Below are 26316 nucleotides of genomic sequence, written 5' to 3'. Positions count from 1 at the left end.
GATCAGCCGAGCAGGCGCTCAAGCACGCCGGCGTAAACGCGCGAGAGCTTCGGTACGTCCTCGATGGCGACGCACTCGTTGAGCTTGTGGATCGTCTTGTTGATCGGGCCAAACTCGACGACTTCGGGGCAATACTTGGCGATGAAGCGACCATCGGACGTGCCGCCGGTCGTGTTCAGTTGCGGGGTGGTGCCGGTGACGTCGGCGACCGCTGCCTTGATCGCATCGATCAGGGCGCCGTGATCGGTCAGGAACGGCTCGCCCGACAGATTCCAGCTCAGCTCGTACTCGAAATCGTAGGCGTCGAGAATGGCGTGGACTTTCTGCTTGAGCGTGTCGGCGGTGTTTTCGGTCGAAAAGCGGAAGTTGAACAGCGCTTCGGCCGTGCCCGGGATGACGTTGGTCGCGCCGGTGCCGCTATGCAGGTTCGAGACCTGCCAAGTGGTCGGCGGGAAATAGGCATTGCCCTGATCCCATTCGGTGTTGGCGAGTTCAGCCAGCGCTGGCGCCAGCAGATGGATCGGATTGTTGGCGAGGTGCGGGTAGGCGATGTGCCCCTGGACGCCGTGGACGATCAGGTGGCCCGACAGCGAGCCGCGGCGGCCGTTCTTGATCGTGTCGCCGAAGGTCTCGGCACTGGTTGGCTCGCCGACGATGCAGTAGTCGATCTTTTCGCCGCGCGCCTTCAGCGCTTCGATGACCTTGACCGTGCCGTCGTGCGCCGGTCCTTCTTCGTCCGACGTGATCAGGAAAGCGATCGAGCCGCGCGGATTCGGATGCTTGGCGAGAAACGCTTCGGTTGCGGTGATGAAGGCGGCAAGCGAGGCCTTCATATCGGCGGCGCCACGGCCGAACAGGTGACCGTCACGGATTTCCGGCGCGAACGGATCGGAGTGCCAACGATCAAGCGGGCCGGTCGGCACGACGTCGGTATGGCCGGCGAACACCAGGACCGGGCCTTCACTGCCGAAGCGCGCCCACAGGTTGTCGACCTCGCCGAAGCGCATCGGCTCGATGTGAAAGCCAAGTTTGGCCAGCCGGTTTGCCATCAATTGCTGGCAGTCGGCGTCGTTGGGCGTCACCGAAGCTTGGCGGATCAGTTGCAGGGTCAAATCGAGCGTAGCGTCGTTCATGGTCTCAGTGGCTGAAAAGCGCGTCGTAGGTTTCGGGTTTGTATCCAATGGTGATCGTACCATCGCGGTCAAGTACCGGCCGCTTGATCACCGAGGGGTTGGCCTGCATCAGTGCAATGGCCGAATCCGCGTCGATTACCGCGGCCTTGCTGGCATCGTCGAGCTTGCGCCACGTCGTGCCGGCCTTGTTGATCAGTGGCTCCCAGCCGGTCTGGGCAATCCAGCTGCTCAGTAGCTCGACGCTGATGCCCTGCTTCTTGTAGTCGTGCCAGTCGTAATCGTGGCCGTGCTCGGCCAGCCAGGTGCGCGCTTTCTTGACGGTGTCGCAGTTGGGAATGCCGTAGAGCTTCATGTCGGACTCGCGATGCAAAAAAGCGATTCTAAACGGCGGACGGCTTGGCGCCTACCGTTCGTCAGAGCACCTGAGGAGGGTGCATCCGGCGTCCTGATTCCGACGTATGCAGAGAATGTCGGCCTTGGCGCTGAATTTCATCGGAGTTCATCATGAATGCTCTGCACCTCATTGCCCCTTCTTTGCTGCTACTGACCGCATGTGCGTCGTCGCCAACAATGCAGCAGTCGTCGTTACCTGAGCCGATACGCGTCAGTCCGCCGGACGAACTGCTCATGCATACGACCGGCGTCGGTGAGATCACCTATGAATGTCGTGCGAAAAAAGATGCGGCGGGGCAGTTCGAATGGGCGTTTGCGGGCCCCAAGGCAGTGCTGTACGACCAGGGGCGGAATGTGGTTGGCAAGTATTACGCAGGTCCGACCTGGGAAATGACCGACGGATCGAAAGTGACGGGCGCGCAAGTCGCGGTCAGCCCGGCACCGCAACCCGGCAATATTCCATTGCAACTGGTGAAGGCCAACCCGCCTTCCGCGACAGGCAAAATGGTGGTGGTCAGCTTCATCCAGCGCATCAACACCAAGGGTGGCGTGGCGCCGGCGCTGCCTTGTGCATCGGTCAATGCCGGCGAAAAGCGCCAGGTGGCGTACGAGGCGGATTACCTGTTCTACGCGGCGCCGTGAACCCGGGGGGTGGTGGCGCCGACGCTTGGACGCGGATCAATGCAGCTTGATGTCGAAGTCGGCGCTGCTGTCGGCCTGTTTGCTGATCGGCGTGATGGGTTGGGCTTCCTGTTCCTGCGCCGTCTGGCTGTTGTTGACCATCCATGACAGGTTGGTTGCCGAGTCGGCGTGGCGCAGTGCTTCGTCGAGCTCGACCTGACCGCTGCGGTACAGCGCATACAAGGATTGCTCGAACGTCTGGGAGCCCTCGGTCAGGGTCTGTTCCATCGCTTCCTTGATGTCGGTGAGCTGGCCGTTACGAATCAGCTCGGCGACGCGATTGGTGTTCAGCATCACCTCGATCGCCGGGGTGAGCTGGCCGTCGCGATTGCGGACGAGTCGTTGCGAAACGATGGCCGTCAGTGCGGTCGATAGGTCATAGAGCAATGCTTCGCGCGCGTCTTGCGGAAAGAAATTCACAACGCGCGAGAGCGAGTGATAGCTGTTGTTGGCATGCAGCGTCGAAATGCACAGGTGCCCTGCCTGCGCATACTGCAGGGCGTAGTTCATCGTTTCACGGTCGCGGATTTCGCCGATCATCAGCACGTCCGGCGCTTCGCGCATGGCATTTTTCAGCGCCTCACCGTAGCTGTGGGTGTCAACGCCGATTTCGCGCTGGTTCACCAGGCTGCGCTTGTGTGTGTAGAGCTGTTCGATCGGGTCTTCGACCGTCAGGATGTGGCCCGGATGATTGACGTTGCGATGTTCGAGCATGGCGGACACGGTCGACGACTTGCCCGAGCCCGTTGCACCGACGACCAGAATGATGCCGCGCTTTTCCATGATCAGATCGCGCAGCACCGGCGGTAGCCCGAGTGCATCGATGCTTTGTGCTTGCTGGCGGATGTAGCGTGCGACCATCGCGACGGAGCCGCGGGTGCGGAACACGTTGATGCGGAAGTTGCCGAGTTGCGGCAGTGTCAGCCGAAAATTGAGTTCCCAGTCCTGCTCGAAGCGTGTGATCTGCTCGGGGCTCATCAACTGGTAAACCAGCTGCTTGACGTGTTCGGCGCCAAGCAGCTGATTGTTGGCCGGGTTGCACTGGCCGTTGATCTTGATGACGATCGGCGAATCCGCCGACAGAAACAGGTCCGAGGCCTGTCGTTCGGCCATCAGTTTGAAAAACGGCAGCAAATTCATTCGGGCACCCGGCCGGCGTGAGGGTTTATTGGGGTTTCAGTTCTCGCCGCAGGATCTTACCGACATTTGACTTGGGAAGTTGCTCGCGGAACTCAACCAGGCGCGGAACCTTGTAATTCGTCAGGTTGGCGCGACAGTGTGCGATGACATCCTTCTCGGTGAGTGCTGGATCTTTGCGTACCACGAAGACCTTGACCGCTTCGCCGGACTTGTCATCGGGTATGCCGATGCAGGCGACCTCCATGACGCCCGGATGGTCGGCGACGACGTCCTCGATCTCGTTCGGATAGACGTTGAAGCCCGAGACCAGAATCATGTCTTTCTTGCGGTCAACCAGCTTGAAATAGCCGGTTGCCGACATGACGGCCACGTCGCCGGTAGCCAGAAAGCCATCTGGGCCGATGACCTTGGCGGTTTCGTCGGGGCGTTGCCAGTAGCCCTTCATGACCTGTGGGCCCTTGATGAACAGTTCGCCCGGCTCGCCGGTGCCGAGCACCTTGCCGTCGTCGTTGCGAATCTCCGCCTCGGTTGATGGGAGTGGAAGGCCGATCATGCCGTTGTATTCGCGCGTCGTCATCGGGTTGATCATCGCGGCGGGCGAGGTCTCGGTCAGGCCGTAGGCCTCCACGAGCGGTACATGGGTGATTTTCTTCCACTTGTCCGCAACGGCGTGCTGCACCGCCATGCCGCCGCCGAGTGCCAACTTCCAGGTGCTGAAATCGAGCTTGGAAAATTCGGCGTTGTTGGTGAGTGCGTTGTAGAGCGTGTTCACGCCGGTCATGCAGGTGATCGGATGTTTGCCGAGCTCCTTGACGAAGCCGGGGATGTCGCGCGGATTGGTGATCAGCAGGTTGGTTGCGCCGACCTTGGTGAAGACCATGCAGTTCGCGGTCAGGCAGAAGATGTGGTACAGCGGCAGTGCCGTAACGATGATCTCCTTGCCTTCTTCGACAATCTCGCGAATCCATGCGTGCGCCTGCTGCATGTTGGCGACAATATTGCCGTGCGTCAGCATCGCGCCCTTGGCGACGCCGGTGGTGCCGCCGGTGTACTGCAGGAAGGCGAGGTCGTCGTGGTTGAGTGCGACCGGCTGCAAGCGCTGGCGCTGACCGCGGCCGAGTGCGGTGCTGAAATCGAGGTGACCGGGTAGCGAGTACGCAGGCACCATTTTTTTGATGTACTTGACGACGTTGTTGACCAGCAGGCGTTTTGGAAAGCCTAGCAAGTCGCCGATTTCGGTGACGATGACGTGCTTGACCGGCGTATTGCCGATGACGCTTTCCAGTGTGTGAGCGAAATTCGCGAGAATGACGATGGCGTCAGCGCCGGAATCCTTGAGCTGGTGTTCGAGTTCGCGTGGCGTGTAGAGCGGATTGACGTTGACGACGGTCATGCCTGCCTTGAGGGTGCCGAAAATCGCGATCGGATACTGCAGCAGGTTGGGCATCATGATCGCGACGCGGGCGCCGCGGGCCAGCTTCAGGTCCTGCTGCAAAAACGCGGCAAACTGGCTGGAAAGGCGGTCAAGCTCGCCGTAGGTAATCGCTTTCCCCATGTTGATGAAGGCGTCGCGATCGGGGTGGCGTGCGACCGTTTTGGCGATGACGTCAGGGATCGAGCTGAATTCGTGAATATCGATTTCTTGGGGGACGCCTGCCGAATAGCTGGCAAACCAGGGTCGCTCCATGTTCCTCTCCTTGGGGTTCTTTGCGCACTCTAGAGTTGCAGGGCTGTCGAGAACAAGCCGCGTGCGTACACAGTTTCGCCAACTAATTGTTTCTGTTAGAATGAGGGTTGTCCCCAAGATACGGGGATAGTGCTTGGGAATGGGCGCATTTTTGCAGCCCATTTTTTGTTTTTCAGCAAAGGAATCTATGGCAGCGAACGTGCAAAGCGTGCTGGATGCGACGCTTCCGGGTCTTGGCTACGAGCTGGTCGATTTGGAGTTGGCGCAAAACGGGCTGGTGCGGGTATTCATCGACAAGCCGGGTGGCATTACGGTGGATGACTGCGTCACCGTCAGCAACCACCTTTCCCGTCTCCTGATGGTCGAGGAAATCCCTTACGAGCGACTCGAAGTCTCGTCGCCGGGATTGGATCGCCCACTGACGAAGCCCGAAGACTTCACACGCTTCGCCGGTGAAAAGGTGCGGCTCAAGCTGCGCATGCCGCTGCCAGATAAACGCAAGAAACTGCTCGGCACGCTCATCGGTCTCGAGGACGGTGCGGTTGTGGTCGACGTCGATGGTGAGCGCCTGGTGCTGCCGATGACGCAAATTGACAAGGTGCGGCTGGAGCCGCAGTTCTGATCCGGAATTTAGGCCCACAGGCGGGCTTCTTGCCGAGGGAATCGAAACGATGAGCCGAGAAATTCTGCTGCTGGTGGATGCACTGGCGCGCGAAAAAAATGTTGAGAAAGACGTTGTCTTCACTGCGCTGGAAATGGCGTTGGCGTCCGCAACAAAGAAAACCTACGAGGATGAGGTCGATATTCGTGTCGACATCGATCGCGATTCTGGCGATTACCGCTCGTTCCGCGTCTGGACCGTGGTCGAAGATAACGACCACGAAGAGCCGTCGCGTCAGATCGCCATTACCGATGCGCCCGAGTACGACCCCGAGCTGCAGCTGGGCGAAACCTGGGAAGTGGAACTCGAACCGATCGAATTCGGTCGTATCGGGGCGCAGGCTGCCAAGCAGGTGATCCTGCAGAAGATTCGTGACGCTGAGCGTGAACAGAATCTGAACGACTTCCTGCAGCGTCGCGAGCATATCGTCTCGGGCAGCATCAAGCGGCTTGAGCGCGGCAACGCGATTCTGGAACTCGGCAAGCTCGAAGCGATCCTGCCGCGCGACCAGATGATTCCGAAGGAAAACCTGCGGGTCGGCGACCGTGTTCGCGCCTTCCTGTTGCGCGTTGACCGCCTCGGTCGCGGCCCGATGCTGGTGCTGAGCCGGACCGCGCCGGAATTCATGGCCAAGCTGTTTGAAATGGAAGTGCCGGAAATCGAAAACGGCCTGATCGAACTCAAGGGCGTCGCTCGTGATCCGGGCATGCGTGCCAAGATTGCGGTCAAGTCGAACGATCCGCGTGTCGATCCGCAAGGCACGTGTATCGGGGTGCGTGGCACGCGTGTCAACGCAGTGACCAACGAAATCGCCGGTGAGCGCGTTGACATCATTCTGTGGTCGGACGATCCGGCGCAGTTCGTGATTGGCGCGTTGAGCCCGGCGGATGTGAATTCGATCGTCGTTGATGAAGACAACCATGCGATGGATGTCGTCGTTGACGAAGACAATCTCGCCATGGCCATCGGCCGTGGTGGCCAGAACGTCAAGCTCGCATCGGAGCTGACGGGCTGGAAGATCAACATCATGACCGTGAATCAGGCTGAAGAGAAAAACGAAGCCGAGTTCACCAAGGTGCGTGAGCTCTTCATGCATGCGCTGGATCTCGACGAAGACGTCGCCGAGGCGCTGGTGCAGGAAGGGTTCAACACGCTGGAAGAAGTGGCCTATGTGCCGCTGAACGAAATGCTCGAAATCGAGGTGTTCGATGAGGACACCGTTAACGAGCTGCGCTCGCGTGCCCGCGACGCACTGCTCACTCAGGCCATTGCCCGCGAAGAAAAGCTCGAGCATCAGTCGGAAGACCTGAAAAACCTAGAAGGCATGACCGCTGAACTCGCTACCGCGCTCGCTGAACACGATATCCATACTCGCGACGACCTCGCGGAGCTGGCTGTCGACGAGCTCATGGAAATGACCGGAATCGGCGAGGATGGGGCCAAGCAGTTGATCATGAAAGCCCGCGAGCACTGGTTCGCATAAGGCGGGGAGAAATGCATGAGTGAATTAAAAGTCAGTGAGTTCGCGGCAGAATTGAAAATGCCGTCGCAAGAGTTGCTTGAGCAGCTCAACGCGGCCGGCGTCGGCAAATCCGGCGAGTCCGATGCGGTGACCGCCGAAGATAAGGCGCGTCTTCTTGAGCATCTGAAACAAAAGCACGGTGGCGGTGACAAGCCGAAGATCACCGTGACGCGCAAGCAGACATCGGAAATCCGCAAGACCGATTCGACCGGCAAGGCCAAGACCATTCAGGTCGAAGTCCGCAAAAAGCGCGTGGTTGAAGCGCCTGCTGCGCCGATCGTGGCGCCGCGCGTGGAAACGGTTGCTGCGACTGCTTCGCCGGTGATCGGTGATGCCGAGCGCGCTGCGCGTGAAGCCGATGCGCAACGCCAGTCGGCACTGCGTGAACGCCAGGCGGCTGAAATGCGTGCCAAGCAGGGTGGTGAAGCGCCGAAGGAAGAGCCGCGCGAAGTTGCGGCCGCTGTGGCTGCACCTGCACCGGCTGTTGAGGTTGCAGCGCCCGTGGTTGCGGCATCCGCGTCGACGCCCGCACCGGCTGCGCCGGTTGCAACTGTGGCCGCAGCTGCACCGGTAGCCGCGAAAGTAGCGGCGCCAGCGCCGTCTGCTGCAGCGGCGCCGCGCAGTGACCGTCCGCGTGTTGGTATGCGTGTCGAGCTGCGCAAGCCGAAGGATACGCCGCTGCGTGCGCCGGAGCCGGTCAAGCCGGAACCCGTCAAGGTTGCGCCGGCCGCGGCCAAGCCAGCAGCGCCGACCGAAAAGAAAGACGAGAAGCGCAAGTGGGACGACGGCAAGGCCAAGAAGGGGATCAAGACCCGTGGTGGCGATGCCGGCGGTGGTTGGAAGTCCGGCAAGAAGGGTGGCCGCAACAGTCGCAATCAGCATCAGGATAGCGATAACGCGCATGCCTTCCAGGCGCCGACCGAGCCAGTCGTGCATACCGTCGACATCCCGGAAACCATCAGCGTCGCCGATCTGGCGCACAAGATGGCCGTGAAGGGTGTCGAGGTCGTCAAGGCGTTGATGAAGATGGGCATGATGGTCACCATCAACCAGATTCTCGACCAAGAAACCGCGATGATCATCGTCGAAGAAATGGGCCACATTCCGCGTGCCGCCAAGCTCGATGATCCGGATATCTACCTCGGTGACGACGACAAGACCGAGCACGCCCTGTTGCCGCGCGCACCGGTCGTGACCGTGATGGGCCACGTCGACCACGGCAAGACGTCCTTGCTCGACTACATTCGTCGCGCCAAAGTCGCTGCGGGCGAAGCGGGTGGTATTACCCAGCATATCGGCGCGTATCACGTCGAGACCGGCAAGGGCATGATCACCTTCCTCGATACCCCGGGTCACGAGGCGTTTACCGCCATGCGTGCTCGCGGTGCTTCGGCGACCGACATCGTGGTGCTGGTGGTTGCGGCCGACGACGGCGTGATGCCGCAAACGATCGAAGCGGTTCACCATGCCAAGGCGGCCGGCGTGCCGATCGTCGTGGCGGTGAACAAGATCGACAAGCAGGGTGCCAACCCGGAGCGTATCCGTCAGGAATTGGTCGCTCAGGAAGTCGTGCCGGAAGATTGGGGTGGCGATACCCAGTTCATCGAAGTCTCGGCCAAGCAAGGCACGAACATCGATGGCCTGCTCGACGCGATCCTGCTGCAGGCCGAAGTGCTCGAACTGACCGCCCCGGTCGATGCGCCCGCGAAGGGCATCATCATCGAAGCCCGTCTGGACAAGGGCCGCGGTGCGGTAGCGTCGATGCTGGTTCAGTCCGGCACCCTGAAGAAGGGCGACGTGGTTCTGGCTGGCGGCGTGTACGGTCGTGTCCGTGCGATGCTGGATGAAACCGGCAAGCCGATCACCGAAGCAGGTCCGTCGATTCCGGTCGAAATTCTGGGTCTGTCGGAAGTGCCGGTTGCAGGTGAAGACGCGATGGTGCTCGCCGACGAGAAGAAGGCGCGTGAAATCGCCCTGTTCCGCCAAGGCAAGTTCCGTGACGTCAAGTTTGCGCGTCAACAAGCGTCCAAGCTCGAAAACATGTTCGCGCAGATGGCCGAAGGCGAAGTGCAGAACCTGCCGATCATCATCAAGACCGATGTACAGGGTTCCGCCGAAGCATTGGCCGGTTCACTGCTGAAGCTGTCGACCGACGAAGTGCGCGTGCAGATCCTGCACTCGGGTGTTGGTGGCATCTCGGAGTCGGACATCAACCTCGCACTGGCTTCCAAGGCAGTGGTGGTTGGCTTCAACGTCCGCGCCGATGCGGCCGCCCGCAAGCTGGCCGAGTCCGAAGGTGTCGACCTGCGCTACTACAACATCATCTATGACATCGTCGATGATGTGAGAGCAGCCATGTCGGGCATGCTGGCGCCAGAGAAGAAAGAACAGATTATTGGTATGGTCGAAATCCGTCAGGTCTTCGTCATCTCCAAGGTCGGTTCGATCGCCGGTTGCTACGTGCTCGACGGTATCGTCAAGCGCGGTTCGGGTGTCCGTCTGCTGCGCAACAACGTGGTCGTGCATCAGGGCGAGCTCGAAACCCTCAAGCGCTTCAAGGATGACGTCAAGGAAGTGCGTTCGGGTTACGAGTGCGGTCTGCAGCTCAAGAACTACAACGACATCCAGGAAGGCGATCAGCTCGAAGTGTTCGAAATCATCGAGATTGCGCGCACGCTGTAATGTCGTGAGGTGCGAGGGAAGGGGAGCAGCTAGTCGCTTCCCTTGCATCGGTAGGCGCGGGAGTCATTCCTGCGCCTTTTGTCTTTTATGCGCCGTGCGGCCTGGGCTGGCACGGCATCAGTGGCAGATATAACCATGGCCAGAAATTTCACCCGTTCCGACCGGATTGCGCAGCAGCTGCAGCGCGACGTCGCTGAATTGATCCGTGCCGAGCTCGATCACCCGAAGGCATCGTTGATCACGGTTACCGATGTCGAAGTCACGCGTGACAACTCGCATGCCAAGATCTTTTATACCTTTCTCGGCACGCCCGAGGATGCGCAGTTGATTGCTGCCAAGCTCGAGCAAGCCAAGGGCTTTTTGCGTAGCGAGCTGGCGCGCGGTTTCAAGTTGTTCAAGATGCCTGAGCTGCATTTCCTTTACGATCATTCGATCGATCGCGGCTTCAAGCTCGATACGCTGATCTCGCAGGCCGCCGCCCTGCCCAAGGCGGAAGACGGCGAAGGCGAAGCCTGATGGCCAAGCGCAAGATCGACGGCGTGCTGCTGCTCGACAAGCCTTTTGGTATCACCAGCAATGCAGCGATGATGAAGTGCCGCTGGCTGCTTTCCGCCGAAAAGGGCGGTCACACCGGCGTGCTCGACCCCTTTGCGACCGGCCTGTTGCCGCTGTGTTTCGGCGAAGCAACCAAGTTTGCCCAGCGTATGCTGGATGCCGACAAGGGCTATCGCGCGACGATTCGGCTCGGGCAGGTATCGACGACGCTCGACGGCGAAGGCGAGATTACCGATAGCGGCGAGGCGCCAACCGATTTCGCGCTGATTGAGCGTGTGCTGGCGTCTTTTGTTGGCGAGATCGATCAGGTGCCGCCGATGCATTCGGCGCTCAAGCACCAAGGCAAGGCGCTGTACGAGTATGCGCGGCAAGGCATCGAAATCGAACGCGCCGCCCGGCGGATCACGATCTACTCGATTGCTACCGTCTCGTTTGCCGGCGCCGAGCTGGTCATTGATGTGGCGTGCTCCAAAGGGACGTATATCCGCACGCTCGCCGACGATATCGGTCGCGCGCTCGGTTGCGGCGCCTATCTGACCGGACTGCGGCGCACCAGAACCGGCGGATTTTCGATCGAACAGTCGGTATCACTCGATGCATATATCGCCATGTCGCTCGAAGAGCGCGAAGCCTGCCTGTTGCCGGCGGATGTGCTGGTAAAGGACATGCCCTTGTTGACATTGGACAACGACGAAGTTGCACGTTGTCGCAATGGCATGAGCATTCGTCGTTCGGCAGCAATGACGGAGGGCGTGTTCCGGCTTTACGCTTCGGCTGAAAGCGGCGATAATGCGCGATTCATCGGTTTGGGCGAAGTGGCGTGCGATGGTGTGCTGCGCCCCAAACGTCTGCTGGCCACTACCGGCCAGTGAAAGGAGCGCGGTTGGGTGCAAACTCGGCCGGGCTTGTCGGGAGCGGGGCATGTGCCCTGGCCCAATCACCACTCTGGAGTACTGAAATGGCAGTTACCGTAGGCCAAAAGGCTGACATCGTTAAGCAATTCCAACGCGCTGAAGGCGATACCGGTTCCCCGGAAGTGCAAGTTGCACTGCTGACCGCTCGCATCAACGACCTGACCCCGCACTTCAAAGAAAACAAGAAAGACCATCACTCGCGTCGCGGCCTGCTGAAGATGGTTTCGCGCCGTCGTCGTCTGCTGGACTACCTCAAGCGCACCAATGCGGATAGCTACCGCGAGCTGATCGCTCAACTGGGCCTGCGCAAGTAAGCCAGTTCCACTTAAAAGTCGCAGTCATCGCACTGCGACTTTTTTGCTTTTTAGAATGTCGAAATGATTGCGTTCCGCCCAAAGACGGCTTCGGCGGCGGAACGGAAGACCGTGAAAATCGGTCACGCTGGAATGTGCCGAGGCCGGCGACAACCATCTGGGCGCTTGCCAGGGTGGGCGGCGTTGTCGCAGCGGGATACTGCCCTTGCCGCAGGCAAACAACTGTAAGGAAAATCCGTGTTCAACAAAATCGTGAAATCGTTCCAGTACGGCAAACATACCGTGACGCTGGAAACGGGCGAAGTCGCCCGCCAGGCCTCCGGCGCTGTCGTGGTGTCGATGGACGACACCGTGGTGCTGGTGACCGTGGTTGCCGCCAAGGGCGTGAAGCCCGGCCAGGACTTCTTCCCGCTCACGGTCGATTACCAAGAGCGGACCTATGCCGCCGGCAAGATCCCGGGTGGCTTCTTCAAGCGCGAAGGCCGTCCTTCCGAAAAGGAAATCCTGACCAGCCGCCTGATCGATCGTCCGATCCGCCCGCTGTTTCCGGAAGGCTTCTTCAACGAAATCCAGATCATTGCGACCGTGCTGTCGCTTGATCCGCAAATCGACTCCGACATCCCGGCGATGATCGGCGCATCGGCTGCGCTGGCCATTTCCGGCCTGCCGTTCGCCGGCCCGATTGGTGCCGCGCGCGTCGGTTACGCCGATGGCCAGTACCTGCTCAACCCGAGCAAGGACGAACTGAAGACGTCGCAACTCGACCTCGTCGTTGCCGGTACCGACCAAGCGGTGCTGATGGTTGAATCCGAAGCCAAGGAATTGTCGGAAGAAGTCATGCTCGGCGCCGTGGTCTTCGGTCACGACGAACTGCAAAAAGCGATCAACGCGATCAATGCGCTGGCCGACGAAGTCAATCCGGAGCTGTTCGACTGGAACGAACCGGTCAAGAACGAAGCGCTTGAAGTCCAGGTTGCCGAAATCGCCGGTGAAGACCTCAAGCAAGCCTTCCGCATTGCCCAAAAACAAGCCCGCAGCGCCAAGATTGGCGAAGCCTGGGACAAGGTCAAGGCTGCGCTGATCACCGAAGGTACCGATACCCTCGTGGCCAACCAGATTCGTGGCATTTTTCATGATATGGAAGCTAAGATCGTGCGTAACCAGATTCTCGACGGTTATCCGCGTATCGACGGTCGCGACACCCGCACCGTGCGCCCGATCACCGTGCGCAACGGCGTGCTGCCGCGCACCCACGGCTCGTCGCTGTTTACCCGCGGCGAAACGCAAGGTCTGGTCGTTGCCACGCTGGGCACCAAGCTCGACGAACAGAAGATCGATGCGCTGGCCGGTGAATACACCGACCGCTTCATGCTGCATTACAACTTCCCGCCGTACTCGACCGGTGAAACCGGCCGTGTCGGCACGCCGAAGCGCCGCGAAATCGGCCACGGCCGTCTGGCCAAGCGCGCGCTGATCGCCGTGCTGCCGTCGCCGGAAGAATTCGCCTACACGATGCGTGTGGTGTCGGAAATCACCGAGTCGAACGGTTCGAGCTCGATGGCCTCGGTCTGCGGCGGTTGCCTGGCGCTGATGGATGCCGGCGTGCCGCTGAAAAGCCACGTTGCCGGTATCGCGATGGGTCTGATCAAGGAAGGTAACCGTTTCGCCGTGCTGTCGGACATCCTCGGCGACGAAGATCACCTCGGCGATATGGACTTCAAGGTGGCTGGTACCGAAAACGGCGTGACCGCGCTGCAGATGGATATCAAGATCACTGGCATCACCAAGGAAATCATGAAGGTGGCGCTGGATCAGGCACAAGTTGGCCGTGCCCACATTCTCGGCATCATGAAGGCTGAAGTCGCTGGCGCGAACACCGAAGTGTCGCAGCACGCACCGCGTCTTTACACCATGAAGATCAATCCGGAAAAAATCCGTGACGTGATCGGCAAAGGTGGTTCGGTGATTCGTGCGCTGACCGAAGAAACCGGTACGCAAATCGATATCGCCGAAGATGGCACGATCACGATTGCATCGGTGTCGTCGGAAGGCGCGGACGAAGCCAAGCGTCGTATCGGCGAAATCACTGCTGAAGTCGAAATCGGCAAGATCTACGAAGGTCCGGTCGTGAAGATTCTCGACAACAACGTCGGTGCAATCGTCTCGATCATGCCGGGTCGTGACGGCCTCGTGCACATCAGCCAGATCGCCAACGAGCGCATCAAGAACGTGTCGGACTACCTCAAGGAAGGTCAGGTCGTGCGCGTGAAGGCGCTGGAACAGGACGAGAAGGGCCGTGTTCGCCTGTCGATCAAGGCTGTGCTGAACGACGAAGCCGCAGCTGCAGCACCGGTGGCTGAGCCGATCGAAGGCGCGCAGTAAGTGCCATTGGGGCGTTAGCCCCATTTCGGTAAAAACAACGGGAACATCGATGATGTTCCCGTTGTTTTTTTGGAGCTGCCGAATGAAAAAAGGCGCCAGTGGCGCCTTTTTGTTTTACTGCATCCGCGCTTAGGCGGCAGCGTTGCCCGAAGCAGCAGTCTTCTTGGCTGCGGTCTTGACGGCGTCAGCAGTGGCGGTGGTCGCGGCCTTGACCGAAGCATCGGCAAAGTCGGCAACTTGCTTGGCGGCCTTGGTCAGGCTGTCGACGGCGGCGGCAGTTGCCTGAACGGTCGACTTCACTGCAGCAACGGCGACATCGGCGCCGGCCGGAGCCGACTTGACGAAGCGATCAAGGCCCGACACGACTTGCTTGTTGAAAGCAGTCGATTGTTCTTCGGCGATCTTGGTCAGTTCGGCTTGAGCTTGCGAGGCGATCTCGTAAACTTGGCGCGAATATTGGCCGGCGTGGTCGACGGTGCTTTCCAGTTGCTTCTGGCGCAGGGCCAGTCCTTCTTGTGCATCCTTGACTGCGGCGAGCGACTTGACCTGCTTCGCGCCTTCCTCAAGCGAGGTTTTGGCGGTTTCCAGGTTCAGTTTGGAGAGGCGCTCGGCCGAATCCAGATAAATACGGGCAAAACGCAGTGCGGTTTCGACGTGTTCAGTGGCAAAATCCACAAACTGTTGTTGAGCTTGGCTCATGACGGTTTCCTCGAGATGGGTTGGCAATTCGATGGCAGGGCTGTTGTGAGTAATGGATTTGCTGCTCTGCACAATCACGTTCATTTTTGAGCCGGTTTATTCGTTTGTCAATCGATTTTTGTGCGCTGCAACAACGGCCGACGAGTGGCGATGCGTGGCGGCGATCTACAATGCAGAAATCAAGCTGCAGACCCAAAGGGAGTTGGCATGAGTGCCGAAGAAAAGCGCGTCATCAAAAAATATCCGAATCGTCGGCTCTATGACACGGCAACCAGCAGCTACATCACGCTCGTCGACGTCAAACAGCTGGTGCTCGACTGTATCGACATTCAGGTGGTCGATGCGAAGAGTGGCGAAGACATCACACGTAGCGTCCTGCTGCAGATCATCATGGACGAAGAGGCCGGCGGTATGCCGCTGTTCAGTTATGACGTGCTGACGCAAATCATCCGTTTCTATGGCAATGCGATGCAGGGGCTGATGGGTAACTATCTGGAGAAGAACCTGCAGCTGTTCGCCGAAATGCAACATCGGCTGCAGGACCAGGCTTCGACGGCAATGAGCGGTGAAAACCCGATGTTGGGCAACGCCAACCTGTGGGGCGACTTCATGAAGTTCCAGGGGCCGGCGCTGCAAAGCATGATGGGCAACTACCTGGAAAGCAGCACCAATCTGTTTGTCGACATGCAGCAGCAGCTTCAGGATCGGGCCAAGAACCTGTTCACCGGGTTTGGCATGCCGGGCTATGGCAAGAGCGAGGCGGAGTCCGACGAGCCGCAACCGTCCGAGCCACCGCAGGCTGAGGCGGAGAAGCCGAAGGCTGGTACGCGAAAGCGCTCGACGAATGGTTGAGGCCCGCTAAAGCCGAGCGGAAGCACCAAGGGCATGCCAGATTGGCATGCCCTTGGTGCTTTCAGCAGCAGCGCGCCTTGGCGAAGACCGGTGCCGCTACCGAGCTGAATCGTGTTTCGCGCGCCGATTAGCGCGGTATGTTTTCGGCCTGCGTGAGCATAGTCAGCTGCGGTGGACACGCCAGCAAGGTTTCCGCCGCGGCTTGCGCCGCCATGAGGTGCGGGCTGCTCAAGTGTGCCTCGAAGGCAGCTTGATCCGCCCATTCTTCAATCACCACCCACGATGCGTCATCGTGCGGGTCGACGTAGACCTGATAGGCGAGGCAACCCGGTTCGGCTCGGCTGGGCGCGACCATTGAGAGCGCTTGCCTGCGGACTTGTTCCTTCTGGCCGGGCTTGGCAGTCAGCTTTGCGACGATATGAATGGTGTTTGGCATGGTCTGGGTTTCGTTGGTTGAGCCGCTGGGGGCGGGAGCAAGAAGATTAGTTGCCACCATCGCCGAGTGGCAATGCTTCTTCGTGCGCGCCGTTCTCCACCGGAGGAGGGCTAGCTGCTGGAGCAGGCGTTCACCGACGCGGCTACCGGCAGTCGGCAGGCCGTGTTTGAACGCAGCGGCCTGTCGATCTTCCCCCCGGCAAGCGCAGCCCGCGTTTCGATGATTTGAAAACACACTACCAACGACTAAGCGCTTGAATTAAAATCGCATGTTGTCCCTGCGGGCATGCCGGATCGGCATGCCCGCATCGTTTTTGATCGGCGCTGGCCTAGGAGCGTCGCCGTGAAGTGTGCGCCAGAGTGCGCCGGAGATTTTGCATGACCGCACCAAGAGTAGGCTTCGTTTCGCTGGGCTGTCCGAAAGCGCTGACAGATAGCGAACAGATCATCACCCAGTTGCGCGCCGAGGGTTACGACATCTCGCCGTCGTACGACGATGCCGATCTGGTTGTCGTCAATACCTGTGGCTTCATCGATTCGGCTGTGCAGGAGTCGCTCGACGCGATCGGCGAGGCGCTGGCCGAGAACGGCAAGGTCATCGTCACCGGCTGTCTTGGCAGCAAGGAAGACGGCAACCTGATCCGCGAGACGCACCCGAAGGTGCTGGCGGTGACCGGTGCGCACGCGCGTGACGAGGTGATGAACCATGTTCACCAGCATCTGCCCAAGCCGCATGATCCGTTCATGGATCTGGTGCCGCCGGCCGGGGTCAAGCTCACGCCCAAGCACTATGCCTACCTGAAGATTTCCGAAGGCTGTAACCATCGTTGCACCTTCTGCATTATCCCGAGCATGCGTGGCGACCTCGTCAGCCGGCCGATCCATGATGTGTTGAAAGAGGCCGAAAACCTCGCCAAGTCGGGCGTCAAGGAACTGCTGATCATCTCGCAGGACACCTCGGCCTACGGCGTCGACGTCAAGTACAAGACCGGTTTCCACAACGGCCGGCCGGTGAAAACGCGGATGACCGAGCTGTGCGAGGAGCTCGGCAAGCTAGGCATCTGGGCGCGACTGCACTACGTCTATCCGTACCCGCATGTCGACGAAGTGATTCCGCTGATGGCCGAAGGCAAGATCGTGCCGTATCTGGATATTCCGTTCCAGCACGCCAGCCAGCGCGTACTCAAGCTGATGAAACGCCCGGCCAATAGCGCCAATGTGCTTGGCCGGATTAAAAAATGGCGCGAGATCTGCCCGGACCTGACGATCCGCTCGACCTTCATCGTCGGCTTTCCTGGCGAGACCGACGCCGATTTCGACGAATTGCTGGCCTTCCTCGATGAAGCGCAGCTTGACCGTGTCGGCTGTTTTACCTATTCGCCGGTCGAAGGCGCGACGGCGAACGACTTGCCCGATCCGGTGCCGGCGGATGTGGCTGAAGATCGCAAGCGTCGCTTCATGGAAAAGCAGGCGGCTATTTCGGCGGCGCGCCTGCAGGCCAAGATCGGTCGGGAGTTCACCGTGCTCGTTGACGAAATCGACGACGAGGGCGCGGTAGCGCGCACCTATGCCGACGCGCCGGAGATCGATGGTCTGGTGTATTTCGAGCCGGCTGCTGGCGTGCAGTCCGGCGATTTCGTCAAGGTTCGCATCGTTGATGCCGACGAACACGACCTGTGGGCCGAACAAATCTAGCCCCTGCTGCGCAGCCCGCTGGCTGCGTCGCGTGCTCGCTCATTCCTCACTGCACCTCCATGTGCTATCTCATCATTCGCTGCGCGGCTCCTTGCCCTCGGACCGCTCGCTAGGGGCTCATTCTTGATGGATACGTCGTACGAACGCCGCTTCGGCGGCATCGCCCGCTTGTACGGTGCCGCGGCGCTGACGCGGTTTCGCGCGGCGCATGTCTGCGTGATCGGCGTTGGCGGCGTCGGCTCGTGGTCGGCCGAGGCGCTGGCGCGCTCGGGTATCGGTGCGATCACGCTGATCGACCTCGATGACATCTGCGTCTCGAACACCAACCGGCAACTGCCGGCGCTGGCAGGGCAGTACGGCAAGATGAAGGTCGCCGCGCTGGCCGAGCGCATCGTCGCGATCAATCCCGAGTGCCGGGTGACGACGGTCGAGGATTTCGTCGATGCCGACAATCTGGCCGAGCTGCTCGGCGCGGGTTTCGACTACATCGTCGATGCGATCGACTCGGTCAAGACCAAGGCGGCGCTGATCCACTGGTGCCGTCGCAACAAGGTCAACCTGATCACCACCGGCGGCGCCGGCGGTCAGATCGATCCGACGCAGGTGCAGGTGACCGATCTGGCCAGGACGACGCAGGATCCGCTCGCCAGCAAGGTGCGCAGCATCCTGCGGCGCGAGTATGGTTTCCCCAAGGGCGACAAGAAGTTCGGTATCGACTGCGTGTTTTCGACCGAACCGCTCGTGTATCCGCAGCTTGACGGCAGCGTTTGCGCGCAAAAGCCGGCAGTCGGCGATGCACCGGTCCGGCTCGATTGCGAGGGTGGTTTTGGCGCCAGCGTTGCGGTGACCGGCACCTTCGGTTTCGTCGCCGTCGCGCATCTGTTGAAGAAGCTCGCGGCCAAGGCTTGATGCCGCGCCCGGCGGGGCTTGGAGCGGTCGGCATGATAAAATCGGCCGATGCCTCTTCACCTTGTCCTTCCTTTTTCCGACTGGTCTGAACGCGACGAGATCGCTGCCTTTGCCCAGTCCGTGTCGCTGCCGTCGACGTCCTTGCTGCTGGGGCGCGGAAAGCGCCAGACCGCCCGCGCCGAATCGCTCGAAACCTGGCTGGCACAGCGCTTTGGCCTGAGCGATCTACCCGTTGCACCGTTGACGCTGGCGCTGGATCTGCCCGGCGAAGAACCAGGTTTCTGGTTGCGTGCCGATCCGGTCCACCTGCGCGTCGATCGCGATCGCTTGCTGCTGGTCGACGCCGGACAGTTTTCGCTGACCCAGGCGGAGGCCGACGGCCTGTGCGCCGGGCTGAACGCGCTGTACCGCGACGACGGTTTCCGTTTTGTCGCTGCGGCGCCGGCGCGCTGGTATGTGCGCCTGCCCGGCGACCCGGGCCTCAACTGGTCGCCGCTGGATGCTGTACTCGGCCGTGACGTGCGCGAACACCTGCCCAAGGGCGACGGCGCGCTGAAATGGCACGGACTGCTGAACGAAATCCAGATGTGCCTTTACAACCATCCGGTCAATGACGCGCGTGTCGCGGCCGGCAAGCCGGCAATCCAGAGCGTCTGGCTTTGGGGGGCTGGCCACTACCCGTTGGCCGACAAGCCGGTGGCGCCAGCACAGCCGGTGTTGAGCGATCTGCCGCTGGTCGCGGCGCTGACCCAGCATGGCGGTGGCCAGACCAAGCCGGCGCCGGCAAGCTTTGATGCGGTGTCCGGCGACGCGGTAGTCGTCCTCGACCAACTGCGTGACGGCAATCTCTACGGCGATGCGCATGCGTGGCTGTCGGCGTGGCTGGCGCTCGAAGCCGACTGGTTTGCGCCGGCGCTGGTCGCGATCAAGGCCGGCCGGCTCGACGAACTGGCGATCTCGATGCCCGAAGCTGGCTTTGCGGTCAAAGTCACCCAAGGTTCGCTGCGGGCGTTCTGGCGCAAGCCGGCGCTGCCGTGGGAGGTGCGCTGATGCCGCAGATCCGCGCCCGCGCCGTGACTGGTGATGGCCAGCAACGCTTGATGAACGAAGGCCTGAGCGAGCTGGAGGCGCGGTTGTATGCCGCGCGCGGTATCGCGTCGCCGCTTGAGCTTGAACACGATCTCAAACGTCTGCTGCCGTTTTCGACGATGAAAAATGCCGCGGCGGCGGCAGTCCGGCTTGCCGATGCGATTGCAGCGTGCGAACGGCTGCTGATCGTCGCCGATTACGATGCCGATGGTGCAACCGCGTGCAGTGTCGGCATGAAAGGGCTGGCGATGCTCGGCGCGATCGTCGATTTCGTCGTGCCGAACCGGTTCGAGTACGGCTATGGCCTGACGCCCGAAATCGTTGAGCTGGCAGCGGAAAAATCGCCGGATCTGATCGTGACGGTCGACAACGGCATCGCCAGCGTTGCCGGTGTTGCGGCGGCCAAGGCGCGCGGTATCGATGTGCTCGTCACCGATCACCATCTGCCTGGCGATACGCTGCCCGATTGCCTGATCGTCAATCCGAACCAGCCCGGCTGCGACTTTCCGAGCAAGAGCCTCGCCGGTGTCGGCGTGATGTTCTACGTGCTGCTGGCGCTACGCGCCGAATTGCGCGAACGCGGCGCGTTTGCAGAGAAGGTCGAACCCAATCTGGCGACCCTGCTCGATCTGGTCGCACTGGGCACCGTTGCCGACGTGGTCAAGCTGGATGGCAATAACCGGATTCTGGTCGAGCAGGGGCTCAAGCGCATGCGCGCCGGCCGCGCCAGCGCCGGTGTGATGGCCTTGTTCAACGCCGCCGGGCGTAACCCGGCCAAGGCGAGCTGTTTCGACCTCGGTTTCACGCTCGGCCCGCGGCTGAATGCGGCCGGCCGGCTCGACGACATGAGCTTCGGCATCGCCTGCCTGTTGTCGAACGACGAGACCGACGCGCTGACGCGCGCGCGCGCGCTCGACCAGCTGAACCGCGAGCGCCGCACGATCGAGGCGGGCATGCGCGAGGAAGCCGAAACCGCGCTGGCAGGCTTGGCGATCGATGCGAGCTACAGCATTTGCCTGTATCGGCCCGACTGGCATCAGGGCGTGATCGGCATCGTTGCCTCACGGGTCAAGGAGCGCTATCACCGGCCGACGCTGGTGTTCGCCGATGCCAGCGACACCGAGATCAAGGGCTCGGGCCGCTCGATACCGGGGCTGCACCTGCGCGATGCGCTTGATCTGGTGTCCAAGCGCCACCCGGACCTGATCGTCAAGTTCGGCGGGCATGCGATGGCGGCTGGGCTGAGCCTGCGCCCGCAGGATTTCGGGCGTTTCCAGCAGGCGTTCGAGGCCGTGTGCCGCGAGCTGATGGACGAAGCCGCGCTCGAGCGCGTGATCGAAACCGACGGCGAGCTGGCCGCTGGGGATTTCAGTTTCGAGACCGCCGAGCGGATCGAGCGTCAGGTCTGGGGGCAGGGCTTCCCGGCGCCGCTGTTTCAGGGGCATTTTCGCGTGCTCGAACAGCGCGTCGTGGGTGAGCGCCACCTCAAGGTCAAGCTTGCCAACGATTACGGCATGGTGCTCGAAGGCATCCGCTTTCAGCATCCGGACCCGCTGCCGCGCGACGTGACCGCGGCCTACAGCCTGTCGGTGAACGAATTTCGCGGCGAGCGCATCTTGCAGGTCATGCTCGACTACGTTGAAGGGATGGCCTGATCCGCCTGTGCGCGATGCACGGTGCCGGAAGTGCGGCCGGTTTCGATATGATGTGCGGCAGGGTCGAAGCCGGTGTGTCCGATGGGTGCACGATCGGTGGGGTCGAGTCGGCCGATGAGTCGTGATTGATTGACGTGAGCTTAGGGTGCTTCGATTCGAATGAAACGTATGGCCGATGCGCGTGTTCGAACGGGTTTGCGCCGCTATGGCAGCCTGGGTCTGGTGCTATTGTTGCCGGCATGTACGGTGGTGGCGGTCACCGGTGCGGTGGTCGGCACGGCGGTATCGGTGACGACATCGGCGGTCGGTCTGGCCGTGGATGGTACGGTCGCGGCCGGCAAGGGCGTGGTTGCCGTTGGCGGCATGGCCGCCGGGGCGATGAGCGCCAAGCCAGAGGCCAGTGCAGCCAGTTCGGCCACCGCAACATCCCCATAGGCAGAGGAAAAACCGATGCGCCGGATCGCATTTGCCATCATGTTGTGTGCCGTACCTGCGATGGGTGGAACGGTGCTCACCCCGGACGAAGCCTATGCGCTGGGTGATGCCGCGTGCACACCGCTGAAAAGCGGACTGCTCGACTGCCAGAAGATTGCCGCGCCGCCACCGCCGCCGGCACAGGATCCGACGATACGCCCGCTGGAAACGATGTTCGCACCGGCGGCACAGGCATTTCCGCCGCCACAGGCCGAAGCGCCGATCTTGCCGAGTTTTGATCCGATCCCGGCGCAACTGCCTGGCGACACGGTGACCATTGGCTGGGATATCGGTTTCGGCACACCGGCCAGTTGGTGGGAGGTACTCGACAACGACGACTTGCGCTTGAAGTCGCGCAACTTCGTGCAGCGGCCACTTGGCGTTGCGCCGCTCGGTGAAAACATCACGACCAGCGAAGGCATGATTGTGCAGGGCGGCATGCAGTCGGTCGCGGTACAGAGCGGCGTTTACCGGCTGGGGCCACTGACGCCGGGGCGCCACCTGATCGAGGTGCGGCTGTGCAATCCGGATGTCGACGGCAAGCCCTTGTGCAACGGCAAGACGTTCGAAACCTGGGTCGGTGCGCAGGGCGAGCAGGCTGGCGTTCCCGACAAACCGCAGCTCGACTGGGTGCCGCCGATCACGACCGGCGAGCCGATCACGGTGGGCTGGAATGTGTGGTGGGGGCAGCCCGGCAATTACTGGCAATTGCTCGATGGCCAGCAACTGCTGCTCGAATCACATGAATTCACCGAGACGGCCGAGCGCAGCCAGTCTGCGCAGACGGTGCTGAAGGGCCTGTCTGCCGGCAAGCACACGCTGCAGGTGCGCCTGTGCAACGCACTGCAATGCGCAACGAGCGATCCGGCGCCGGTCGAGGTGCTGCTGGCACCGGAGGCACCGATCAAGCCGGTACTGGCGCTGCTGCCGCTGGATAAGAACCAGTGGCTGCTGCGCTGGTCCTTGCCGCGATCGACCCAGGTCGTTAAGCCGACCGACTGGCAATTGCTCGATGCCGACGCGCAGACGGTGCTGCTGCACGAACGGACGCTGCGCAACTGCCAGGTGTCGGGCGACACTCAGCAGACCGTGACGAGCTATTGTGGCGAGACCCGGATTGCGCAGACCGCTCTGCCGAAACAGCTGCTGGTGCGCGTCTGCACCGGCCAGCGCTGCGTCGACAGTGACACTGTGCCGGCGGTGATGTTGCTGGCAACGCCCGATGTTGAATGAATGACCTTTCCTGTTTGGCGGGCGTCCCGGCACTCGCCGCCCGGAGGCGGCCGATCGCCGTCGCAATGAACGGGCACCGAGACAGGCGCTTTCGATCCACTGCCCGAATTCAGCGGCGGCACGGCGCCGTCCGCCGAACATCGGTCGTCGGGTATGTCGCAGTCTCTCAAGCCGGCTGAATGTTCTGGTTCACGCGGAATAGGTTGTCCGGATCGTACTTGCGCTTCACCTGAGCCAGGCGATCGTAGTTCGGGCCATAGGCGGCGCGGATGCGATCGCCCTCGTCGGCGGTAAGGAAATTGACGTAGACCCCGCCGCTGGCAAAGGGCGCCGATGCCTTGAAGAAGTCTCGCGCCCAGCCGATGCAGCGCGCGTCGTCGGCCGGCGCGTCCCAGCGGCCGTGGACATTCATTACAAACAGCGCATCGCGGTGGGCATAGGCCGCCGCGTCTGGCGCCGGCTTGGTCGTGGCGCCGCCGATGGCGCCGAAGAAGATTTCGCACTGGGGCGATGGCAATTTGTCGATGTATTCGATGACGGCGTCGAACAGACCGTCTTTCAGCGTCGAGAAGTTGTGGGATTTCCAGTAATTGCGCGCGCCGAAGGTCAAAAGCGGATCGAAGGCCTGTTGCCACGCGGTGTAGGGCTGGACACCGACGTGTTCACCGAGCGGCGTGCCGAGCTTGCGCAGCGGGTCGATCAGCGCCTCTCCCTGCTTCGGGTCGCCCGTGTAGAGCAGGGCGAGCGCAACGATGCCCTTGCCATGCACCTCCTCGGGGAGGAAGGGCAGCGGCGGCGCCTGGCGCAGCACGGTCCAGACGGAAAGCTCGTCCGGCGCCTTGGCCACGAATTCGCGGTACTGCTGCAGCACCGATTTTGCAGCGGCAATCGGGTAAACGATCAGACCGCTCAGCAAGTCGGGACCGACGGGGTGAAGTCGGAACTCGAAGCGGGTGACGACGCCGAAATTGCCGCCGCCGCCCTGCAGTGCCCAGAACAGATCAGGGTGTTCGGTGGCGCTGGCGTGCACCACGTCGCCGGCTGCGGTGACCACTTCGGCAGATTCGAGATTGTCGATGGTCATGCCGTACTTGCGGCTGAGCCAGCCGAAGCCGCCGCCCAGCGTCAGTCCCGCGACGCCGGTGGTGGAGTTGATGCCGAGCGGGGTGGCGAGGCCGTGGGCCTGGGTTGCGGCGTCGAGATCCGCGAGCGTAGCGCCGCCTTCGATCACGACGCGGCGCGTGCCGGGGTCAACACGCGCGGTCTTCATCTGCGAGAGGTCGACGACGAGGCCGTCGTCGCACATGGCATTGCCGGCAATATTGTGCCCGCCGCCACGGACGGCGAGCAGTAGCCCATTGTCCCTGGCGAAGTTCACCGCGAGCACGACATCCGACGTCGTGGTGCAGCGGGCGATGATCGCAGGGCGCTTGTCGATCATCGCGTTCCAGATTTTTCGGGCGTTTTCATACGCATCTCCGCCCGGAAGCAGGATCTCTCCGCCAAAACCGCTTTTCAACGCTTCGATTTTCGTGGCCAGCAATTTTGTCATGTCGTTCACCTTCGCAGTATTGGGCGAATCTCACGCCCACTTATTTGCCAAGCTCATCCAGTCCTGCTTTTTGCAAAGCCTCCGGGCTCATCGGCATGCGGAGTTTGCAGTCGGCCTCGAAATTGAGAAAAAACGGCTCGACAAAGCAGGGCACCGCCCGAAGGGTTTGGCACGTCAACAACGACCAGACCGAAGCGTTTTCCATCTTGTTCGGTGAGGTAGGTGGTTTCCGGTTTGATGGTGTAGAGCATGTGGCCAATGACTTCACCCACTGTCCAGTTCCTGACGAGGTTATTGAAAGGCTCGAACGGAAACTCGGCCGTCAGTGGCATTTCATGAGTAACCCATCTTTACGAAAACTGAAGGTGGGGCCGCACCCACCTGACTCGACTGGTGCGTCAAAATGAGTGCACCCTTTTGCTCACTATATGGATGAGGCGTGCCGCCGCTCGCGGTTTGTCGACAACGACCGGACTGTCGGCTTGTGCCGCCGAAGCAGATCGAATGGGAGCATCGCTGCGCAGAACGAGGCTAAGGCCGCTGGGCTTGCCCGCCTGTCTCCACCGCCGGCGCGGTGAAGTAGGTGCCGCGTGCGGTGTGGATGTAATCGGCCTCATACGCCATCAGGCTGATCAGTACCAGCAGGCAGAGTGGCGGGACCAGGATGGCGCAAGCGAGCGCAAGCCGCTCCCACGCCAGGTGCATGAATATGCTGACGATCAGCGCGGCCTTGTACAGCATGAAGGTCATGATCAAGGTCCAGCGTAGCGCGCCCTGAACGTGGAAGTAGTCGACCAGATAGGAGCAGGCGCTGAGGACGAAGAGCAGCCCCCAGATCTTCAGGTACAGGCTGACGGGGTGTTGTTGACCGTGTTCCATGATGGCCTCCGATGCCTCCAGACGCCTGCCGGGCAGGCTGGTAATGCAAGGTCACTTACCACAAGTAGAAAAACGCAAAAATGAACACCCAGACCAGATCGACAAAGTGCCAGTACAGGCCGGCGATTTCGACCCGGGTTTCGCCGCTCTGGCGTTCATCGCCCGACGACTCATCACGCTGCCTGAGCAAGCGCGTGGCGACGGTGCTGAGGTAGATGACGCCGGCGCTGACGTGCAGGCCGTGAAAGCCGGTAATCATGAAAAAGCACGCGCCGAACTGCGCCGCGCCGAGCGGGTTGCCCCACGGCCGCACGCCTTCCGCGATCAGCTTGGTCCACTCGAACGCCTGCATGCCGACGAACATGGCGCCCAGGGCGGCGGTGGCGAGCATCAGTGCGGCGGCGCGGTTGCGTTCGCCGCGGTAGGCGAAATTCACCGCCATTGCCATCGTGCCGCTGCTGCTGATCAGTACGAAGGTCATGATGGCGATCAGGATCAGCGGCCATTGGCTGGCGCCGATCTGTAGCGCGAACACCTCACTCGGGTTGGGCCATGGCGCGGTGCTGCTCATGCGCGCCGCCATATAGCCGGTAAGGAAGATGCCGAAGATGAAGGTGTCGGACAGCAGAAACACCCACATCATGGCCTTGCCCCACGGGACTTTGAAGACTTCGCGATCGCCAGACCAGTCGGCGATCAGTCCGCGCAGGCCGGATGGCGGGGTGGCGTCGGGGGGCTGGGAGTGTGTTGCATCGGGCATGGTGGATTACCTCGGTGATG

26 protein-coding genes are annotated in these 26316 nt (G+C 61.3%); 16 read left to right on the top strand and 10 right to left on the bottom strand.

All coding sequences use genetic code 11. The features are described 5' to 3' along the window. Positions 1–2: 2 nt before the first annotated feature. Both dapE and R0382_RS15515 read right to left on the bottom strand, forming a co-directional pair. Entirely contained in the window at positions 3–1133 is a 1131-nt protein-coding gene (dapE, locus tag R0382_RS15520; RefSeq protein ID WP_432720740.1) for a succinyl-diaminopimelate desuccinylase, read from the bottom strand. Positions 1134–1137: 4 nt separating this feature from the next. Next, positions 1138–1485, bottom strand: coding sequence for an ArsC family reductase (locus R0382_RS15515; RefSeq protein WP_432720739.1), 348 nt, complete (start codon positions 1483–1485; stop codon positions 1138–1140). A 152-nt stretch (positions 1486–1637) separates the two neighbouring features. Here R0382_RS15515 and R0382_RS15510 point away from each other — a divergent pair, with 152 nt between their 5' ends. Continuing rightward, complete coding sequence (locus R0382_RS15510; RefSeq protein ID WP_432720738.1) at positions 1638–2168, top strand: DUF3455 domain-containing protein; 531 nt, start codon at positions 1638–1640, stop codon at positions 2166–2168. 36 nt (positions 2169–2204) lie between these two features. Here R0382_RS15510 and R0382_RS15505 read toward each other — a convergent pair whose 3' ends face one another. Next, positions 2205–3347, bottom strand: coding sequence for a PilT/PilU family type 4a pilus ATPase (locus R0382_RS15505; RefSeq protein WP_432720737.1), 1143 nt, complete (start codon positions 3345–3347; stop codon positions 2205–2207). Positions 3348–3372: 25 nt separating this feature from the next. Then, a complete protein-coding gene (locus R0382_RS15500) occupies positions 3373–5034 on the bottom strand; it encodes a long-chain-fatty-acid--CoA ligase (protein WP_432724181.1) in 1662 nt (553 codons plus the stop codon). A 187-nt stretch (positions 5035–5221) separates the two neighbouring features. On the opposite strand from R0382_RS15500, the gene rimP reads away from it, so the two are divergent. The 7 genes from rimP to pnp all read left to right on the top strand — a co-directional run bounded on the left by rimP (position 5222) and on the right by pnp (position 14064). Continuing rightward, positions 5222–5656, top strand: coding sequence for a ribosome maturation factor RimP (gene rimP / locus R0382_RS15495; RefSeq protein ID WP_432720736.1), 435 nt, complete (start codon positions 5222–5224; stop codon positions 5654–5656). A 49-nt stretch (positions 5657–5705) separates the two neighbouring features. After that, a complete protein-coding gene (gene nusA, locus R0382_RS15490) occupies positions 5706–7178 on the top strand; it encodes a transcription termination factor NusA (RefSeq protein WP_203536202.1) in 1473 nt (490 codons plus the stop codon). Between the two features lie 15 nt (positions 7179–7193). Further along, positions 7194–9899, top strand: coding sequence for a translation initiation factor IF-2 (gene infB / locus R0382_RS15485; RefSeq protein WP_432720735.1), 2706 nt, complete (start codon positions 7194–7196; stop codon positions 9897–9899). Positions 9900–10034: 135 nt separating this feature from the next. Further along, entirely contained in the window at positions 10035–10415 is a 381-nt protein-coding gene (gene rbfA / locus R0382_RS15480; protein WP_432720734.1) for a 30S ribosome-binding factor RbfA, read from the top strand. Continuing rightward, entirely contained in the window at positions 10415–11326 is a 912-nt protein-coding gene (gene truB / locus R0382_RS15475) for a tRNA pseudouridine(55) synthase TruB (protein ID WP_432720733.1), read from the top strand. The genes rbfA and truB overlap by 1 nt, the downstream gene beginning before the upstream one ends. Positions 11327–11412: 86 nt before the next feature. Further along, entirely contained in the window at positions 11413–11682 is a 270-nt protein-coding gene (gene rpsO / locus R0382_RS15470; RefSeq protein ID WP_189459293.1) for a 30S ribosomal protein S15, read from the top strand. A 237-nt stretch (positions 11683–11919) separates the two neighbouring features. Further along, positions 11920–14064 carry a polyribonucleotide nucleotidyltransferase gene (gene pnp / locus R0382_RS15465; protein ID WP_432720732.1) on the top strand — a complete coding sequence of 715 codons (2145 nt, stop codon included), beginning with the start codon at positions 11920–11922 and terminating at the stop codon, positions 14062–14064. A gap of 129 nt (positions 14065–14193) precedes the next feature. Here the strand turns inward: pnp and R0382_RS15460 are convergent, their stop codons facing one another. Further along, positions 14194–14763 carry a phasin family protein gene (locus tag R0382_RS15460; RefSeq protein ID WP_432720730.1) on the bottom strand — a complete coding sequence of 190 codons (570 nt, stop codon included), beginning with the start codon at positions 14761–14763 and terminating at the stop codon, positions 14194–14196. A 52-nt stretch (positions 14764–14815) separates the two neighbouring features. Here R0382_RS15460 and R0382_RS15455 point away from each other — a divergent pair, with 52 nt between their 5' ends. Both R0382_RS15455 and phaR read left to right on the top strand, forming a co-directional pair. Continuing rightward, complete coding sequence (locus R0382_RS15455) at positions 14816–14974, top strand: hypothetical protein (RefSeq protein WP_432720729.1); 159 nt, start codon at positions 14816–14818, stop codon at positions 14972–14974. After that, positions 14971–15615 carry a polyhydroxyalkanoate synthesis repressor PhaR gene (gene phaR / locus R0382_RS15450; protein ID WP_432720728.1) on the top strand — a complete coding sequence of 215 codons (645 nt, stop codon included), beginning with the start codon at positions 14971–14973 and terminating at the stop codon, positions 15613–15615. The genes R0382_RS15455 and phaR overlap by 4 nt, the downstream gene beginning before the upstream one ends. A 127-nt stretch (positions 15616–15742) precedes the next feature. Here phaR and R0382_RS15445 read toward each other — a convergent pair whose 3' ends face one another. After that, a complete protein-coding gene (locus R0382_RS15445; RefSeq protein WP_432720727.1) occupies positions 15743–16051 on the bottom strand; it encodes a putative quinol monooxygenase in 309 nt (102 codons plus the stop codon). A gap of 377 nt (positions 16052–16428) precedes the next feature. Between R0382_RS15445 and rimO the strand changes: the two genes are divergently transcribed. From rimO to R0382_RS15415, 6 genes are all read left to right on the top strand, one after another. Then, positions 16429–17745, top strand: coding sequence for a 30S ribosomal protein S12 methylthiotransferase RimO (gene rimO / locus R0382_RS15440; protein WP_432720726.1), 1317 nt, complete (start codon positions 16429–16431; stop codon positions 17743–17745). A gap of 126 nt (positions 17746–17871) precedes the next feature. Next, positions 17872–18654, top strand: a complete 783-nt coding sequence (gene tcdA, locus R0382_RS15435) for a tRNA cyclic N6-threonylcarbamoyladenosine(37) synthase TcdA (RefSeq protein ID WP_432720725.1) — start codon at positions 17872–17874, stop codon at positions 18652–18654. Positions 18655–18702: 48 nt separating this feature from the next. Then, positions 18703–19704 (top strand): hypothetical protein, encoded by a 1002-nt coding sequence (locus R0382_RS15430; protein WP_432720724.1) that lies wholly within the window; start codon positions 18703–18705, stop codon positions 19702–19704. Further along, a complete protein-coding gene (gene recJ / locus R0382_RS15425; RefSeq protein WP_432724179.1) occupies positions 19701–21398 on the top strand; it encodes a single-stranded-DNA-specific exonuclease RecJ in 1698 nt (565 codons plus the stop codon). Before R0382_RS15430 ends, recJ begins: the two co-directional genes overlap by 4 nt. A gap of 159 nt (positions 21399–21557) precedes the next feature. Then, the gene (locus R0382_RS15420) at positions 21558–21833 is read left to right on the top strand and encodes a hypothetical protein (protein WP_432720722.1); all 276 of its coding nucleotides are present in this window, start codon (positions 21558–21560) and stop codon (positions 21831–21833) included. A gap of 15 nt (positions 21834–21848) precedes the next feature. After that, positions 21849–23105, top strand: coding sequence for a chitinase N-terminal domain-containing protein (locus R0382_RS15415; RefSeq protein ID WP_432720721.1), 1257 nt, complete (start codon positions 21849–21851; stop codon positions 23103–23105). Between the two features lie 166 nt (positions 23106–23271). Here R0382_RS15415 and R0382_RS15410 read toward each other — a convergent pair whose 3' ends face one another. The 4 genes from R0382_RS15410 to R0382_RS15395 all read right to left on the bottom strand — a co-directional run bounded on the left by R0382_RS15410 (position 23272) and on the right by R0382_RS15395 (position 26296). After that, the gene (locus R0382_RS15410; protein WP_432720720.1) at positions 23272–24657 is read right to left on the bottom strand and encodes an FAD-binding oxidoreductase; all 1386 of its coding nucleotides are present in this window, start codon (positions 24655–24657) and stop codon (positions 23272–23274) included. A gap of 53 nt (positions 24658–24710) precedes the next feature. Further along, complete coding sequence (locus tag R0382_RS15405) at positions 24711–24929, bottom strand: hypothetical protein (protein WP_432720719.1); 219 nt, start codon at positions 24927–24929, stop codon at positions 24711–24713. A 259-nt stretch (positions 24930–25188) separates the two neighbouring features. Further along, complete coding sequence (locus R0382_RS15400; protein WP_432720717.1) at positions 25189–25536, bottom strand: cytochrome C oxidase subunit IV family protein; 348 nt, start codon at positions 25534–25536, stop codon at positions 25189–25191. 55 nt (positions 25537–25591) lie between these two features. Beyond that, a complete protein-coding gene (locus R0382_RS15395) occupies positions 25592–26296 on the bottom strand; it encodes a heme-copper oxidase subunit III family protein (RefSeq protein ID WP_432720715.1) in 705 nt (234 codons plus the stop codon). Positions 26297–26316: the final 20 nt, after the last annotated feature.

Origin of the sequence: Jeongeupia wiesaeckerbachi (genome assembly GCF_050916355.1) — a bacterium.
Classification (GTDB): Bacteria; Pseudomonadota; Gammaproteobacteria; order Burkholderiales; family Chitinibacteraceae; genus Jeongeupia; species Jeongeupia wiesaeckerbachi.
The sequence above is the reverse complement of the archived record's forward strand: the minus strand, read 5'-3'. Positions and strand labels throughout refer to the sequence as shown.

Coding starts and splice junctions, on each gene's coding strand:
- dapE (WP_432720740.1), bottom strand. CDS start 1,133: ATGAACGACGCTACGCTCGATTTGACCCTGCAACTGATCCGCCAAGCT.
- R0382_RS15515 (WP_432720739.1), bottom strand. CDS start 1,485: ATGAAGCTCTACGGCATTCCCAACTGCGACACCGTCAAGAAAGCGCGC.
- R0382_RS15510 (WP_432720738.1), top strand. CDS start 1,638: ATGAATGCTCTGCACCTCATTGCCCCTTCTTTGCTGCTACTGACCGCA.
- R0382_RS15505 (WP_432720737.1), bottom strand. CDS start 3,347: ATGAATTTGCTGCCGTTTTTCAAACTGATGGCCGAACGACAGGCCTCG.
- R0382_RS15500 (WP_432724181.1), bottom strand. CDS start 5,034: ATGGAGCGACCCTGGTTTGCCAGCTATTCGGCAGGCGTCCCCCAAGAA.
- rimP (WP_432720736.1), top strand. CDS start 5,222: ATGGCAGCGAACGTGCAAAGCGTGCTGGATGCGACGCTTCCGGGTCTT.
- nusA (WP_203536202.1), top strand. CDS start 5,706: ATGAGCCGAGAAATTCTGCTGCTGGTGGATGCACTGGCGCGCGAAAAA.
- infB (WP_432720735.1), top strand. CDS start 7,194: ATGAGTGAATTAAAAGTCAGTGAGTTCGCGGCAGAATTGAAAATGCCG.
- rbfA (WP_432720734.1), top strand. CDS start 10,035: ATGGCCAGAAATTTCACCCGTTCCGACCGGATTGCGCAGCAGCTGCAG.
- truB (WP_432720733.1), top strand. CDS start 10,415: ATGGCCAAGCGCAAGATCGACGGCGTGCTGCTGCTCGACAAGCCTTTT.
- rpsO (WP_189459293.1), top strand. CDS start 11,413: ATGGCAGTTACCGTAGGCCAAAAGGCTGACATCGTTAAGCAATTCCAA.
- R0382_RS15460 (WP_432720730.1), bottom strand. CDS start 14,763: ATGAGCCAAGCTCAACAACAGTTTGTGGATTTTGCCACTGAACACGTC.
- R0382_RS15455 (WP_432720729.1), top strand. CDS start 14,816: ATGGATTTGCTGCTCTGCACAATCACGTTCATTTTTGAGCCGGTTTAT.
- phaR (WP_432720728.1), top strand. CDS start 14,971: ATGAGTGCCGAAGAAAAGCGCGTCATCAAAAAATATCCGAATCGTCGG.
- R0382_RS15445 (WP_432720727.1), bottom strand. CDS start 16,051: ATGCCAAACACCATTCATATCGTCGCAAAGCTGACTGCCAAGCCCGGC.
- rimO (WP_432720726.1), top strand. CDS start 16,429: ATGACCGCACCAAGAGTAGGCTTCGTTTCGCTGGGCTGTCCGAAAGCG.
- tcdA (WP_432720725.1), top strand. CDS start 17,872: ATGGATACGTCGTACGAACGCCGCTTCGGCGGCATCGCCCGCTTGTAC.
- R0382_RS15430 (WP_432720724.1), top strand. CDS start 18,703: ATGCCTCTTCACCTTGTCCTTCCTTTTTCCGACTGGTCTGAACGCGAC.
- R0382_RS15420 (WP_432720722.1), top strand. CDS start 21,558: ATGAAACGTATGGCCGATGCGCGTGTTCGAACGGGTTTGCGCCGCTAT.
- R0382_RS15415 (WP_432720721.1), top strand. CDS start 21,849: ATGCGCCGGATCGCATTTGCCATCATGTTGTGTGCCGTACCTGCGATG.
- R0382_RS15410 (WP_432720720.1), bottom strand. CDS start 24,657: ATGACAAAATTGCTGGCCACGAAAATCGAAGCGTTGAAAAGCGGTTTT.
- R0382_RS15400 (WP_432720717.1), bottom strand. CDS start 25,536: ATGGAACACGGTCAACAACACCCCGTCAGCCTGTACCTGAAGATCTGG.
- R0382_RS15395 (WP_432720715.1), bottom strand. CDS start 26,296: ATGCCCGATGCAACACACTCCCAGCCCCCCGACGCCACCCCGCCATCC.